Genomic DNA, 13155 nt, shown 5'->3' with positions numbered 1-13155 from the left:
TCTCAGTCGAGGCAGAATTCGTTGCCCTCGGGGTCGGCCATGACGATGTGGCCGGCCCCGAACGGCGGCGCCGGGTCGTGACGCTCCAGGCGCGTGGCCCCGCGTGCGACGAGCCGTTCGGCCTCGGCTTCCAGGGCAGCCATGCGCTCGGCGCCGTCGAGTCCGGGCGCGGCACGCACGTCCAGATGCATCCGGTTCTTGGCCTGCTTGCCCTCGGGCACCTTCTGGAAGAACAGCCGGGGCCCTGCCTCGTCCGGGTCGACGATGCCCGACGCGTCGTTGCGTCGTTCGAGTGGCACCCCCATCGCGTCGAGCGCGTCGTCCCACGACACGAAATTGCCGGGCGGCTTCTGGAGTTCGTAGCCGAGGGCGTCCGCCCAGAAGTCCGCGAGAGCCGCGGGATCGGCGCAGTCGAACGTGATCTGGATGTCGCGGGCCATGTCAGCTCGCCTCCTGTCGGGCGCGGGTATGGGTGTGCAGGTAGTGGTCCCTCAGAAGACAGACCTCGGAAAGATGATGGATGAGTTCGCGGTGGATGTGCAGGACCAGCGCGCCCATCGGGTACTCGGCGTACGGTCCTTCGGCTTCACCGCACGGTCGGGCGAGTCCGTCTTCCCCGAGGGACTCGACGCCCGCAATCCACGTGGCGAGTTCGGCATCGAGCTGGGCGAGGGCCTCGTCCGCGGTCGCTGCGTACTCGAACGACATGTAGTCGGTGGCTGTGCGTCCGAAATGGCTCGCGTTGCGCATCGCCAGCACGCCGGCGATCACATGCCCGAGCCGCCACGCAATGGTCGTGATGGGCGGCGGATCCGGTTCGGGGACCGCGAAATCGATGGTCATCGCCCCGGCGCCTCCCAGTAGGGGAGCGGTGCCCGTCCCGCGCGGCCGAACACTCCAGCAGTCGAGTGCGGGCTCGAAGAAGTATTCGTCGTCGGTGAGGCCGTCGAGGCGACGGCGAACCGGATAGTCGAGTTGCTGTCGCAGTAGGTGGTTCCAGTCGAGTTCTGTCATGGCACCAGGTTGGCGCATATTCCGGACAGCTTCGGTCCGTGATCCGTGCGACTATCGTCGTGTGACCGTCGAGTCGACCACCGAACGGGTTCTGAGGGTGCTTGCGCTGTTGCAGAGTCGCCCCTCGTGGACCGCTGACGAACTGGCTGCGGAACTCGGCGTGACCGATCGCTCGGTGCGCCGCGACGTCGATCGGTTGCGCGCCCTCGGCTATCCCGTCCGCGCGACCCCCGGTGTCGGCGGTGGTTATCAGCTCGGTGCCGGCACGAGACTGCCGCCGCTGCTCCTGCACGACGACGAAGCGATCGCCACGGCGGTGTCGCTGCGACTGGCGTCGGGCAGCACCATCGCCGGTGCCGCCGAGGCGGCCCTGCGCGCACTGGCAAAGCTCGATCAGGTGATGCCGCCGCGTCTGCGCGCGGAGGTGCGGGCGATCTACGGGGCCACCGAGACCGTCGTCGGCGCGGGCACCGAGATCGACGCCGACACGCTGCTGGCGTTGGCCCGCGCGTGCCGCGACGCGACCCGTGTGCGGTTCCGGTACACCACCCGGCAGGAGGCGGACGACGAGCGCACCGTCGAACCGGTGCGGATGGTCGCTGCCGGACAGCGCTGGTACCTCATGGCATGGGACGTCGATCGCGACGACTGGCGCACCTTCCGGCTCGACCGGATGCGCGACGTGTCCCTCACGACCTGGCGGTTCCGGCCGCGGCAGCATCCCGATCCGGTGTCGTACGTCCAGCGGTCCGTGACGGAGTCGCCCTACCGGTACATCGCGCGGATCCGCCTGCGGGCGGACGCCGGCCAGGTGCGCGACATGGTGCCGCCGCAGGTCGGGCGGGTCGAGGACGACGAGGACGGGTGGTGCGTGCTCGTCGTCGGCGCGGACGACCCGGACTGGGTCGTGATGCACGTCGCGCGAATGGGTTTCGAGGCGGTCGTCCTCGAGCCACCGGAACTTCGGGCGGCCGCGGACCGGCTCGCGACGCACCTCGCCGCGATCGCCTCCCGCTCCGATCGGTGACGGGTCCTCGCGCACGCGACCTGCGGCATGGTTGTGTGGCGTGGTGACGGCGAAGTGGCTCCGGCTCGGATCGGACGTTCTCGGGTGGACGGCAACCGCGACAGGCGCGGTCGGTCTCGCGCTCCACTTCGGTAGGTGGTCGGCCCAACCCTTGGTGCTCGCAGCGTCCGGCGCGTCGTATCTGATGGCCGGTGCGGTGATCGGGCTGATCGCCTTTGCCGTCCGTCGACGCCTATTCGGGGCCCTCGTTGCGGGTGCGATTGCTGCGACTGCGGTCTGGACCCAGGCGCCTCTCCACGTCGCGACGGCTGCGGCCGGTGCGGGTCCCGATATCACCGTGATGCACGCGAACATTCTGTTCGACAGGGGTGCCGATCCCGAGGTCGTCGTGTCCCGGGTCCGGGACCGCGACGTCGACCTGCTCACGGTGAACGAACTCACCTCTGCGGGGGTCGATGGACTCACCCGTGCCGGTCTCGACGAGCTGTTACCCCATCGGTATCTCGTCCCCGGAGAGTTGGCGTCGGGAACGGGGATCTGGAGCCGATTTCCGCTGTCGGACACCGTCGAACACGACGGATTCGTCTTCCGTCAACTCTCTGCGCTCGCGGACGTACCGGGAGCGGGACCGGTCGCGGTCCACGCGTTCCACCCGGTCCCACCGGTGTTCGACGCGCAGGACTGGGCTGCCGAACTGTCACGGTTGCAGGACATCCTCGATCGATCTCCGGCCGACGTCCCCGCAGTCGTGGGTGGCGATTTCAACGCCACCTACGACCATGCGCAGTTCCGCGCGTTGCTCTCGGGGCGTTTCGCCGATGCCGCGGAGCAGGCGGGAGCGGGGGCGGTGCGTACCTATCCGACCGACAAACCCGGCCCGCCGCTGGTGGCGATCGATCACATCCTCGTCGGGAACGGGACGGCCGTCGCGTTCGACTCCGACGACCTTCCCAGGGCGGATCACCGTTCGGTGGTCGCCCGGATCCGGTTGGACCCCGGCGAGTGACGCCTCGGGATCAGGCCCCCCGGCGAGTGACGCCTCGGGATCAGGCCCCCCGCGAGCGAAGCCTCGCGATCAGGCCTCAGCGCCCATCGACTCGGCGAGGATCGGCCACGCCTTGCGCGGGTCGTCCTCCCAGTAACCCCACGAATGCGTTCCGTCGGCATCGAGTTCGGCCGTGACCGGGATGTCGAGCGCTTCGAGCCGGTCCACCAGCTGGTGCGTGCAGGCATTCGTGGCGGCCTCGATCGCTCCGCCTGCGACGATCTGCGTGGCGAACGATTCACCCGCCGCGCGTTCCTGACCGGGGACGTCGTACGTGCCGGGCAGACCGTTGCGGCTCGACAGGTACAAGGCCTTGCCGCGCAAGCCTTCCGCATTGAGGTAGACGTCGTGCTCGGCCCAGCGCGGACCCGTCGGCCGGACCCCACATGCTCTCGACGTCGCCCTTGCCGCGGCGCTCGACGACGAGCCTCACGTACAGCTGACCGACCGGATCACTGGTGCGCACGCATCCGCTGAGGGATGCGACGCCGGAGTACAGGTCGCCGCTCCGGATCGCGAGGTCCAGCGCGGAGCCGGCACTCATGGACATCCCGATGATCGACTGCTTGCCGTCGGCGTCGAGCAGTTCGTCGACGACGGGCGGCAGTTCCTCGAGGAGGAAGGTCTGCCACCGGTTGCGACCGAGAACCGGATCGTCGAGATCCCAGTCGGTGAAGTAGCTGAAGTTGCCGGTGGCGGGGATGACCACGTTGACATTCTTGTCCGAGAAGAACTCGGCGATGTCGCTGCTCTCCATCCACCCGGTGCCGTCGATCACCCCGACACCCGCGCCGCCGAGAGCGTAGACGACCGGCCGCGGCTCGCTCGGATCGGCCGGACGCAGGACGTCCAGGGGGATCACGGTATCCACGGCCGGGGAATAGACGCGGACCGTCCAGTGCTGGTCGGTCACCTCGTCGACGCCCTCGACGTAGGCGGTGGCGGGCTCGGCGTCGGGTTGCTCGGGATCGGCGTGCGCGGTGGCGGTGCCGAACACGAGCGACGAGAGGCCTGCGAGACCGACCGCAAGGCTGCGGAAGCCACGACGGGACACGACGGATCGACGCACGGATGAACGCCTCGACTCGAAGTGATGCCGAGAGTCGTCCCCCGCGTTCGACTCGCTGAGCTGGACAGTACCTTCCTCCGGTTGCGAAAAGTGCCTCGGGGCGCTGTGATTCCGGCCTCGCGGTGTCCCTGGGACGAGTTCGGCCACCGCACTTGGGATCTCGTGCGGCGACCGAACTTTCGTGCGGTTACGTGGTGCTCGGAGTGACAGGATCGATGCGGCTGCGGTGCCGGGGCACCGTGGACTTGGGCGAGGCCCACCTTCGGCTCGCCCGGAATCTGCCGCTCGCCGGCCGGACCGCGCAGCTGCAACACCAGTTCGTGGACCTGGCGGATGCCGGAGACGTCGACGGGTTCACCGTTGACGATGAGACCACCCGTCGGTGTTCGCAGGGAGGGATCCGCCGATCGCGGTGGCTCCCTCGACGCCCTCGGGGCCGATGCCGACGCCCTCGGGGCTGGTGCCGACGCCCTCGAAGGCGGCCTTGGCTGCGTAGACGGTGGGGGAGACGTCCTCCTCGACCGACGCCCACGTCACACGGACCTCGTACGCGCCGTAGGCGCGCGTGCGAATCGCGTTGGAGCGCAGGTAGACCGGCGTTTCGGTAGTGTGCTTCGACACCAGATCGCCGCGGCACATGATCACCGCTGCGGCAGCCTCGTCCGGCGCGCAGAACATCTTCGCCGTGAGCGGGTAGTTGAGCATCGGCGACGACAGAATGTCGTCGATGTTGAACTCCGTGCGGCGGAAGGCATTCGGGTTGAGGCCGCCGTTGCGGTAGTTCTTCGCCGCGACCCGTGCGAGCGTCTTGTGCGAGATGTTGTGGTCGATGGCGTAGCGGTTCGCCTTCATGCCGAAGAACTTGGTGGTGACGAACTGTCCGTTCTCGGCGTACCAGGCGGGCAGACCGAGCATGGCGGGATCGGCGGTGAAGCGGACGTCGCGCACGTGTTGAACACGTTGGTGAAGGGAATGCCGGTTGGCGCCGAATCTACCGAACGGGTGAAGGCCCACCCCGATGATGGCAACGTCGTTCACGATGTCGGGAACTCCTCGATGGGATGTGTGCGGATCAGATCGGCACGAAGCCCTGCGTGGTCCATGCCACGAGCGTGCCGCGACGCGGCAGCAGCAGCTCCGAGAAGTTTGCCCCGCTGCACCGGGGGGGGCAACGCGGCTGGGTGGGCCATGTGGTCGCGGAGCAGTCGTCGCAGCGGCTGCCGATGAGCTGCGGGTTCTCTGCCGGCCACGTGGATACGTCGGGCGCGAGCGCCTTCGTCGTCATGGTTCGTCCTCCGTTGTCCGATGCCGATGCGGCGGCCCTCGCCGCGGTCGAACATGAGGATCACGCTCAGAAACGGCGCCTCCGGCGGGGCGGAGGCTTGCGCCGGCCCGGCCTCGAGTGGCGCCGGTGCTCCTCCGGGGTCTGGGCACCCGTGCGGTATTCGTCGAGCACCTTCCGCATCGCAGCGATCGCGCGCTCCCGGGTGCGCGGGTCGTCGATCTCGAGCAGCTGGTCGCGCAGACCGGTAGCGAACTCGGCGTACTCGTTCTGCCAGTCGCGGCCGACGTGCACCGGCGCCGGGGGTGCGACCGTGGCGATGTGCTCGGGCGGACCGCCCGCCACGAGCCGGTATCGGGCGCCGATCTCCGGGACGACCACGTTCAGTCCGGCATCGAGGTCGTGCAGCGCCGCCGTGAAGGCGGCGAGCGCATCGGGTTCTCCGTGGTCGAGGAAGACTGCACCGGAGATCGGCGCGCGTTGCCCGACCCATTGCACCAACTCGCCGCGATCGGCGTGTGCGGAGTAGCTGTCGATCCGCCGGATCCGTGCCCGGACATCGATGTCCTCACCCGAGATCCGGACCTTCGAGGCACCCTCGAGGATCACCCTGCCGAGCGTGCCTTGCGCCTGATAGCCGACGAAGAGCACCGTCGAGTCGGGGCGGGCGAGGTTGTTCCGCAGGTGGTGCCGAACCCGTCCCGCCTCGCACATCCCGGAGGCCGCGATGATGATCGCGCGATCGTAGCTGTCGATCCGCATCGATTCCTCGGCCTCGGTGGTGTACCGGATGCCCGGATGGCGGAAGACGTTCCGGCCGTCGAGATCCTCGAGTTCTCCGGCATGTGCGGCGAAGACGTCGGTCGCGCGGATCGCCAGCGGGGAGTCGACGAAGACCGGCACCCCCGGAATACGCTCGTCATCGAGCAGATATCCGATGTCGAGCAACAACTCCTGGGTGCGTTCGAGCGCGAACGACGGCACGATCAGGTTGCCGCCCCGCCCGAGTGCCTCGTTCACCTCCCGGGCGAGGAGGTCGCGGCGCTCGGCGATCGTGAGTCGAGGGCGTGAGCGGTCCCCGTAGGTGGATTCGCAGACGACGTAGTCGAGTCCGGTCGGACCTTCCGGATCGGCGTGGAAGGCCTTCTGTTCCGGCCCCAGATCCCCCGAGAACAACATCCGCACACCGCCGGCCTCGATCTCCGCCGAGGCCGATCCCAGGATGTGTCCGGCATTCCACAGGCGGACCCGGAAACCGGGCGCCGGTTCGAACCACTCCTCGAGCGGTATCGGCCGGGCGCGTGAGGCGGCGAGCCGGGCGTCCTCCTCGGTGTAGATCGGGTGGAATTCGGCGCGGTTCGCGCGGTCGCGTCGCCGATTGCGGCGCTGGGCCTCGAACTCCTGGATGCGAGCCGAGTCGGCAAGCATGAACGAGAGCAATTCCGCTGTGGGGGCCGTGCAGAAGATCGGGCCGTCGAAGCCGCGGGCGACGAGCTTGGGGAGCAGGCCGCAATGGTCGATGTGGGCGTGGGTGAGGATCACGGCGTCGACCGACTCCGGGGGGAACGCGAACTCTGCGACGTTCAGGTTCTCGAGGCTGCGGGAGCCCTGGAACAGTCCGCAGTCGATCAGGATCCGCGCGTCGCCGAGTTCGACCGTCGCGCACGAACCGGTGACGGTTCTCGCCGCCCCGTGGAAAGTGAGTTCCGGATTGTCGGACACGGCATCTCCTCGGACGCTCGGGCGGTGGTGACCCGCGGGACTGCCTCTCACCGTATCGAGCGCGGGTGTCCCACCGGACCGGGAAAGCATGTAGAACCTGTTCCAATTCTGTGCGATTGTGGCTATCGTCACGTGCACAACCGGCAATGCGATGGAGGGCGAGCCAGATGAAGACCAAGGGTGCAGTGCTGTGGGGCATCGACGAACCGTGGTCCGTCGAGGAGATCGACCTCGGCGATCCCGTCGCGGGCGAAGTGCAGATCCGCATGGAAGCCGCCGGCATGTGCCATTCCGACCATCACATCGTCACGGGCGCAACCCCGATGCCGTCCTTCCCCGCCATGGGTGGTCACGAGGGCTCGGGCGTGATCACCAAGGTCGGTGAGGGTGTGGTGGGTCTCGAGGTGGGCGACCACGTCGTGCTGTCCTTCATCCCTGCGTGCGGACGGTGTCCGTCCTGTTCCTCGGGGCACTCGAATCTGTGCGACCTCGGGGCGGGACTGCTCGGCGGCCAGGCGATCTCCGACGGCACCTACCGCATTCAGGCCCGCGGCGAGAACGTGATCGCGATGTGCCTCCTCGGCACCTTCTCGCCGTACATGACGGTCAACCAGAGCCAGGTCGTCAAGATCGACAAGGACGTACCCTTCGAGCTCGCGGCGCTGGTCGGCTGCGGCGTGCCCACCGGCTGGGGTTCGGCGACGAACATCGCCGAGGTCAGGGCCGGCGACTCGGTCGCCATCATCGGCGTCGGCGGTGTCGGCATGAGCGCTCTGCAGGGCGCCGTCGCCTCGGGTGCGCGCCACGTGTTCGCGATCGACCCGGAGCCGTGGAAGCGGGAGCAGGCGCTCAAGTTCGGTGCCACCCACACCTACGCCTCCATCGAGGAGGCCATCGTGCCCATCATGGAGATCACGTGGGGCCGCATGTGCCACTCGACGATCATCACCGTGGGCGAGATGAAGGGCGAGCTGGTCGATCCGGCACTGACACTCACGGCCAAGGGCGGCCGGTGCGTCGTCACGGCGATGGGCTACATGTCCGACATGGACGTCAAGCTCAACTCGTTCCTGCTCTCGATGCTGCAGAAGGACCTCAAGGGCAACATCTTCGGTGGCTGCAACGCGCGCGTCGACATCCCCAACCTGCTCGACCTGTACAAGTCCGGTCAACTGAACCTGGCCGACATGGTCACGCGTACCTACACCCTCGAGCAGATCAACGACGGATACCGGGACATGCTCGAGGGCAGGAACATCCGCGGCGTCATCCGCTACACCGAAGCCGACTGGTGACCGGTACCGACCGGTGACCCCGCGCCGCCGGGGCGTCTCGTAGGCTGATCGCGTGCACAGCCTCGATCTGCTCAGCGACTGGCCTGTCGACCGTTCCGCCGCCGCGGTGGTGACCCGCGACGGCGGAACGGTCGCGTCCAGGGGAGACCTCGACGAGGTCTTCCCACTCGCATCCGTGACGAAGCCGCTCGTGGCGTACGCCGCGCTGGTGGCCGTCGAGGAGGGCGCGATCGAGCTCGACCAGCCCGCGGGCCCCGCGGGGTCGACGGTGCGCCACCTGCTCGCCCACGCCTCCGGTCTGGCGTTCGGTGAGCGCACCGTGCAGACCGAACCCGAACGGAAGCGGATCTACTCGAGTGCGGGCTTCGAAGTGCTTGCCGAACTCGTCGAGACGGAAACCGGTATCGAGTTCCCGGAATACCTCCGGCAAGCGGTCTTCGAGCCGCTCGGCATGCCGTCCTCGTCCCTGCCGGGGCCGGCGGGTCACGGGGCGCAGTCGTCGGTCGCCGATCTCGCGTTGTTCGCGCGCGAGCTGCTCGACCCCGTGCTGGTCTCGCGCGAAACCCTCACCGAGGCGACCAGCGTGCAGTTTCCGGGTCTGAACGGACTCGTGCCCGGTTACGGGATGTTCAAGCCCAACGACTGGGGCCTCGGATTCGAGATCCGCGGTGAGAAGAATCCGCATTGGACCGCCACCGGTAATTCACCGCGTACTTTCGGTCATTTCGGTCAATCGGGCACATTCATTTGGGTAGATCCCGAAATTTCCGTCGCCGCTGTGGTACTTACTGATCGTGCGTTCGGAGACTGGGCCAAACCGCTCTGGCCTGCCCTCGGAGACGCGATCATCACCGAATTCACATGAACCTCTCTGGTTCGCTGGCGAAACACACGCCACACGGGCACACTTGTACGCAGCCTGCATGGAGAAGCCTTGGTCGACGAAGGTCGTTGGGGAAGACGTCCTGGTCGAACCGGAGGTGAATGTATGCGCGCATCCAACCAATTCGCGGATGCCACGGCGGGGGTGATCTATGTCCACTCCTCACCGGCGGCGGTGTGCCCGCACATCGAATGGGCACTGGCCGACATCCTCGACTGCCGGCCCGATCTCTCGTGGACGGGCCAGCCCGCCGCACCGGGGCTGCTGCGCACCTGCGTCGACTGGGTCGGGCCCGTGGGCACGGCCGCGCGACTGGCCGACGTGCTGCGGTCGTGGCCGATGCTCCGCTTCGAGATCACCGAGAATCCCAGCGAGGGCGTCGACGGCGAACGTTTCAGCTACGCCCCCCGACTGGGTCTGTGGCGCGGGTGCACCAGCGCCAACGGCGACATCGTCGTCGGAGAGATGCGTCTGCGCGCCATGCTGTCCTCCGCCGATGTCACGAGCGAACTGCACCGCGCCCTCGGAACGGCATGGGACGAAGAGCTCGAGCCGTACCGCAGCGGCGACGAAGGCGCTCAGGTGACGTGGCTCCGCCGGGACGTCGGCTGACCGCGGTCCGCCGCCCCGGCGACGCGACCGGAACGCACCCCACATCTTCCTGATACGAGAACACCGGCACCGCTCCGAGGAGCGGTGCCGGTGTTCTCGTGCTGTGTCCGGATCAGAGCGGAATATTCTTGTGCCGTCCGCGAACCGCGGGTGCGGCGGCGAGCGCGGCGGCCAGGGTGCTGCGCGTGGTGGCGGGATCGATCATCTCGTCGACCACACCGATGGCCATCGCACGACCGACGCCACCGGCGATCGCCTCGTGTTCGGCGGCGAGACGGTCGTGCAGCGCCTCACGCTCTTCCTCGGGAGCCGCGGCGAGGGCCTTCTTGTGGAGGATGCCCACAGCGGCCTTCGCGCCCATCACGGCCACCTCGGACTCCGGCCACGCGTAGACGGCGGTGGCCCCGAGCGCCCGGGAGTTCATCGCGATGTACGCGCCGCCGTAGATCTTGCGCGTCACCAGCGTGACACGGGGAACCTTCGCCTCGGCGAACGCGTGGAGCAACTTGGCGCCGCGTCGCACGACACCCTCCCACTCCTGGCTCACACCGGGAAGGTAACCAGGAACGTCGACGATGACGACGAGCGGAACACCGAAGGCGTTGCACATCCGCACGAAACGCGCTGACTTCTCGGCGCTCTCGGAGTTGAGGCAGCCGCCGAGGCGCAGCGGGTTGTTGGCGATGACCCCGACCGTGCGGCCGCCGAGACGGCCGAAGCCGGTGACGATGCTGCGGGCCCAGCCGGCCTGCAGTTCCTCGAAGGAGGACTCGCCGTCGACGTTGTCGAGCAACTGGTGGACGATCGGCCGCACGTCGTATGCGCGTCGCGGCGACGCGGGCATCAGCGCCCGCAGGTCGGTGTCGCCGAGTGTCGCTGCGACGACGTCGAATTCGCCCTGATCGGCCAGCATCGACACCAGGCGGCGGGCCCGGTGCAGGGCGTCGGCCTCGTCGTGCGCGGCGATGTGCGCGACACCGGACTTCTTGGTGTGCGTGTCGGGGCCGCCGAGCGACTCCATGTCGACCTGCTCACCGGTGACGCTGCGGACCACGTCCGGTCCGGTGACGAAGACACGGCCCTCGGGGGCCATGATGACGATGTCGGTCAGGGCCGGGCCGTAGGCGGCACCGCCGGCCGCGAAGCCGAGAACGACGGAGATCTGGGGGATCAGACCGGACGCGCGGACCATGGCCTCGAAGACCAGGCCGACGGCGTGGAGGGCTTCGACGCCCTCGGCCAGACGCGCGCCACCGGAGTGGAAGATGCCGACCACGGGGATCTCGTGGTCGATGGCGTGGTCGATGGCGGAGACGATGTGCTTGCATCCCTCGACGCCCATGGCTCCGCCCATGACGGTGGCATCGGAGCAGTATGCGACGGTGCGGATGCCGTCGACCTCGCCGACGGCGGCGAGGACGCCCGACTTGTCGCGGGTGTGCAGCAGTTCCAGGCTGCCCGGGTCGAACAGTTTCTCGAGACGGGCCAACGGATCTCTCGGGTCCACCGTCGTCTCACGCAGGGTGGCTGGATCCAGGATGGTCATCGGGTGCTCCTCGGGCAGACGCGGTGGTGGTGGGCTGCGGTGGAGGCTCCGGGTGGAGCCTCCACCGCATGGGGCGCAGCGGCGTCGACGGTCAGGCGCGACCGAATGCGAGCGCCACGTTGTGCCCACCGAAACCGAACGAGTTGTTCAGCGCGAAATCGATCCGGCCGGAACGTGGTTCGCCCTTGACCACGTCGAGATCGATCTCTGGATCCTGGTTCTCGAGATTCAGCGTGGGCGGGATGACCCCGTCACGCAGAGCCAGGACCGTGAGTACTGCTTCGAGTGCACCCACCGCACCGATCGAATGACCGAGCGCGGACTTGGGGGCGTAGATCGCGGCGTGGTTGCCCACGGCCGCGTTGATGGCCTTGGCTTCGGCCACGTCGCCGATCGGGGTGGCCGTCGCGTGCGCGTTGACGTGCCCGATGTCGGCCTTGGTGAGCCCGGCGGTCTCGATCGCTCGCCGCATGGCCCGAGCCGCTCCCGTACCTTCCGGATCGGGGGCGACGATGTGGTAACCGTCGGAGGTGATGCCGGCGCCGAGGATACGAGCGTGGATGGTCGCTCCGCGTGCCTTGGCGTGCTCCTCGCTCTCGAGGACCATCAGTGCGCCGGCCTCGCCGAAGACGAAACCGTCGCGGTCCTTGTCGAACGGACGCGAGGCGCCCTTCGGGTCCTCGTTGCGGGTGCTCAGCGCCCGCATCATCGCGAAGCCCGCGGTGGCGACCGCGTCCAGCTGACCCTCGACACCACCGGTGACGACGATGTCGGCGTCGCCGAAGGCGATCATGCGGAACGCGTTGGCGATCGCCTCGGATCCGGACGAGCACGCCGAGACCGGGGTGATGACCCCTGCGCGAGCACCGAGTTCGAGCCCGACGGTGGCCGACGGTCCGTTCGGCATGATCATCTGCACCGCGAAGGGCGAGACCTTGCGGTAGCCGCCGGCACGGAGCTTGTCGACGGCGTCGATGAGCGACTCGCCGCCACCGAGGCCCGTACCGATGACCACACCGAGACGGTCCTGGTCGACCTCGGGGCTGCCGGCGTTCTGCCAGACGGTGCGCCCGAGGGTGAGCGCGAGGCGCTCGACGAAGCTCATGCGACGGAGTTCCACCCGGGACAGTCCCTCGTCGGGGCTGACCTTCAGGGTTCCGCCGATGCGCACCGGGAGGTCGAACTCGTCGACGAATCCGCCGTCGATGGTGCCGATCCCGCTCTCACCGGCCAGCAGTGCTTTCCAGGTGGCGTCCACGTCGCCGGCGATCGACGTCGTAGCCGCGAGGCTGGTGACGACGACGTTGCGGAGTGCCCGAGGAGAAGGGGAGGTCACAGCAGAACTCATTCGTTGTCGTTCGTGGCCTGAACGCCTGCGGCCTCGAGCTTCTGGATGTAGTTCACGGCGTCACCGACGGTGCGCAGACCGGCGAGATCCTCGTCAGGGATCTTCACGCCGTACTTGTCCTCGGTCTGGACGGCGATCTCGACCATGGACAGCGAGTCGATGTCGAGGTCGTCGACGAAGGACTTGTCGACGGTCACCTCGGAGGGCTCGATGCCGGTGACCTCTTCGATGATCTCCGCGAGACCGGCGATGATTTCTTCCTGGGTGGCGGCCACGATGTGGCTCCCTTCTCGATCTGTCGACTATGTCGTT

Annotated in this window: 13 protein-coding genes and 2 pseudogenes; 5 read left to right on the top strand and 10 right to left on the bottom strand. The window is 68.1% G+C overall.

The annotated features are described in order from the left end of the window. Window positions 1-2: 2 nt before the first annotated feature. Window positions 3-440: a VOC family protein gene (locus RBB84_RS10210; RefSeq protein ID WP_006554454.1), complete on the bottom strand. Its 438-nt coding sequence runs from the start codon at window positions 438-440 to the stop codon at window positions 3-5. Window position 441: 1 nt separating this feature from the next. Continuing rightward, window positions 442-1014 carry a DinB family protein gene (locus RBB84_RS10205; RefSeq protein WP_033097774.1) on the bottom strand — a complete coding sequence of 191 codons (573 nt, stop codon included), beginning with the start codon at window positions 1012-1014 and terminating at the stop codon, window positions 442-444. A gap of 61 nt (window positions 1015-1075) precedes the next feature. Between RBB84_RS10205 and RBB84_RS10200 the strand changes: the two genes are divergently transcribed. Then, window positions 1076-2041 carry a YafY family protein gene (locus RBB84_RS10200; RefSeq protein WP_033097775.1) on the top strand — a complete coding sequence of 322 codons (966 nt, stop codon included), beginning with the start codon at window positions 1076-1078 and terminating at the stop codon, window positions 2039-2041. Between the two features lie 40 nt (window positions 2042-2081). Further along, entirely contained in the window at window positions 2082-3047 is a 966-nt protein-coding gene (locus tag RBB84_RS10195; protein WP_006554451.1) for an endonuclease/exonuclease/phosphatase family protein, read from the top strand. 69 nt (window positions 3048-3116) lie between these two features. Here RBB84_RS10195 and RBB84_RS10190 read toward each other — a convergent pair whose 3' ends face one another. The 5 genes and pseudogenes from RBB84_RS10190 to RBB84_RS10170 form a co-directional block, all read right to left on the bottom strand. After that, window positions 3117-3410 carry a hypothetical protein gene (locus RBB84_RS10190; protein ID WP_350247449.1) on the bottom strand — a complete coding sequence of 98 codons (294 nt, stop codon included), beginning with the start codon at window positions 3408-3410 and terminating at the stop codon, window positions 3117-3119. Further along, window positions 3325-4155 carry an alpha/beta hydrolase-fold protein gene (locus RBB84_RS10185; RefSeq protein WP_331712433.1) on the bottom strand — a complete coding sequence of 277 codons (831 nt, stop codon included), beginning with the start codon at window positions 4153-4155 and terminating at the stop codon, window positions 3325-3327. The genes RBB84_RS10190 and RBB84_RS10185 overlap by 86 nt, the downstream gene beginning before the upstream one ends. A gap of 204 nt (window positions 4156-4359) precedes the next feature. Next, window positions 4360-5193: pseudogene (locus RBB84_RS10180) on the bottom strand (thiolase family protein); the annotation flags it as partial. Between the two features lie 40 nt (window positions 5194-5233). Then, window positions 5234-5440, bottom strand: a pseudogene (locus RBB84_RS10175) (zinc ribbon domain-containing protein); the annotation flags it as partial. A 66-nt stretch (window positions 5441-5506) separates the two neighbouring features. Next, window positions 5507-7159: an MBL fold metallo-hydrolase gene (locus RBB84_RS10170; RefSeq protein WP_006554447.1), complete on the bottom strand. Its 1653-nt coding sequence runs from the start codon at window positions 7157-7159 to the stop codon at window positions 5507-5509. Between the two features lie 167 nt (window positions 7160-7326). Between RBB84_RS10170 and RBB84_RS10165 the strand changes: the two genes are divergently transcribed. From RBB84_RS10165 to RBB84_RS10155, 3 genes are all read left to right on the top strand, one after another. Then, the gene (locus RBB84_RS10165; RefSeq protein WP_006554446.1) at window positions 7327-8454 is read left to right on the top strand and encodes an NDMA-dependent alcohol dehydrogenase; all 1128 of its coding nucleotides are present in this window, start codon (window positions 7327-7329) and stop codon (window positions 8452-8454) included. A 52-nt stretch (window positions 8455-8506) separates the two neighbouring features. Beyond that, entirely contained in the window at window positions 8507-9319 is an 813-nt protein-coding gene (locus RBB84_RS10160) for a serine hydrolase domain-containing protein (protein WP_006554445.1), read from the top strand. Between the two features lie 123 nt (window positions 9320-9442). Then, entirely contained in the window at window positions 9443-9949 is a 507-nt protein-coding gene (locus RBB84_RS10155; protein ID WP_006554444.1) for a DUF3145 domain-containing protein, read from the top strand. Window positions 9950-10061: 112 nt separating this feature from the next. Here RBB84_RS10155 and RBB84_RS10150 read toward each other — a convergent pair whose 3' ends face one another. The 3 genes from RBB84_RS10150 to acpM form a co-directional block, all read right to left on the bottom strand. Then, on the bottom strand, window positions 10062-11495 hold the full coding sequence (locus tag RBB84_RS10150) for a carboxyl transferase domain-containing protein (RefSeq protein WP_033097776.1): 1434 nt from the start codon (window positions 11493-11495) through the stop codon (window positions 10062-10064). A gap of 91 nt (window positions 11496-11586) precedes the next feature. Further along, complete coding sequence (locus tag RBB84_RS10145; protein ID WP_162836414.1) at window positions 11587-12843, bottom strand: KasA/KasB family beta-ketoacyl-ACP synthase; 1257 nt, start codon at window positions 12841-12843, stop codon at window positions 11587-11589. Continuing rightward, complete coding sequence (gene acpM, locus RBB84_RS10140) at window positions 12840-13118, bottom strand: meromycolate extension acyl carrier protein AcpM (protein WP_006554441.1); 279 nt, start codon at window positions 13116-13118, stop codon at window positions 12840-12842. Before acpM ends, RBB84_RS10145 begins: the two co-directional genes overlap by 4 nt. Window positions 13119-13155 lie beyond the last annotated feature (37 nt).

This window comes from Rhodococcus sp. D-6 (assembly GCF_040256695.1).
GTDB lineage: Bacteria > Actinomycetota > Actinomycetes > Mycobacteriales > Mycobacteriaceae > Rhodococcus > Rhodococcus pyridinivorans.
Note: the sequence above shows the minus strand (reverse complement) of the source record. Positions and strands in the feature narration are given on the sequence as shown.

Bases quoted from the DNA above. Each gene is read 5' to 3' on its own strand.
- RBB84_RS10210 (WP_006554454.1), bottom strand. From the start codon at position 440: ATGGCCCGCGACATCCAGATCACGTTCGACTGCGCCGATCCCGCGGCT.
- RBB84_RS10205 (WP_033097774.1), bottom strand. From the start codon at position 1,014: ATGACAGAACTCGACTGGAACCACCTACTGCGACAGCAACTCGACTAT.
- RBB84_RS10145 (WP_162836414.1), bottom strand. From the start codon at position 12,843: ATGAGTTCTGCTGTGACCTCCCCTTCTCCTCGGGCACTCCGCAACGTC.
- RBB84_RS10155 (WP_006554444.1), top strand. From the start codon at position 9,443: ATGCGCGCATCCAACCAATTCGCGGATGCCACGGCGGGGGTGATCTAT.
- RBB84_RS10165 (WP_006554446.1), top strand. From the start codon at position 7,327: ATGAAGACCAAGGGTGCAGTGCTGTGGGGCATCGACGAACCGTGGTCC.
- RBB84_RS10150 (WP_033097776.1), bottom strand. From the start codon at position 11,495: ATGACCATCCTGGATCCAGCCACCCTGCGTGAGACGACGGTGGACCCG.